1 protein-coding gene is annotated in these 714 nt (G+C 33.2%); it reads right to left on the reverse strand.

The genetic code is table 11. The annotated features are described in order from the left end of the window. Window positions 1-460, reverse strand: a 460-nt coding sequence (locus OU788_RS12540; RefSeq protein WP_274635473.1) for an acyl-CoA thioesterase, incomplete at its 3' end; no start/stop codon positions are given. Window positions 461-714 lie beyond the last annotated feature (254 nt).

Consider the following 714-nt stretch of genomic DNA (forward strand, 5'->3'; position numbering starts at 1 on the left):
CTGCTAAAACTAAACTTAATTGCTTTCTACGTAAAGCAGCTTCATATCGTTTTTTCTCTAACTCTGTTTCTGGTTCAATTTGTGGAATTGGTACAGGCTTACCTGTTTCATCAACTGCTACAAACGTGTAAATTCCTTCGTTTACTTTTGTTTTCTCACCAGATTGACGGTCTTCAATCCAAACATCAACATAAATCTCCATTGAAGATTTAAACGCACGAGAAACTTTTGCTTCTAAGGTAACTACACTTCCTACAGGAACTGATTTTGAAAAAGCTACGTGATTTACAGAGGCTGTTACTACAATTCTTCTCGAATGACGGCGTGCAGCAATACTACAAGCTCTATCCATACGAGCTAATAACTCTCCTCCAAAAAGGTTATCTAAATAATTTGTTTCTCCTGGTAAAACTAAATCGGTAAGTACAGTTAACGATTCTCTTGGTGATTTTGCTCTCATCAATTAAATTTTGATGCAAAGATACAGCAACAAAAAAATCTATACTAGTTCTTGATTTGAAATTACGCTAAAATAAAAAGCAGAAGTTTTTTGTTTAGATAAAAAAGAAAATCAAAGCATAGCCACAGACTACGTTTTTATTTTATTTCGAAATATAAACGGAAAAGAACAACTTTTATAGTGTATTTTTAATGGAGAAATGGTATTAACTATAATAAGTTGGGTTTATTTAGCCAACAACCAAGCGTCTTCGC

The organism is Tenacibaculum sp. L6, from assembly GCF_028823685.1.
In the GTDB taxonomy this organism is placed as follows: Bacteria; Bacteroidota; Bacteroidia; order Flavobacteriales; family Flavobacteriaceae; genus Polaribacter.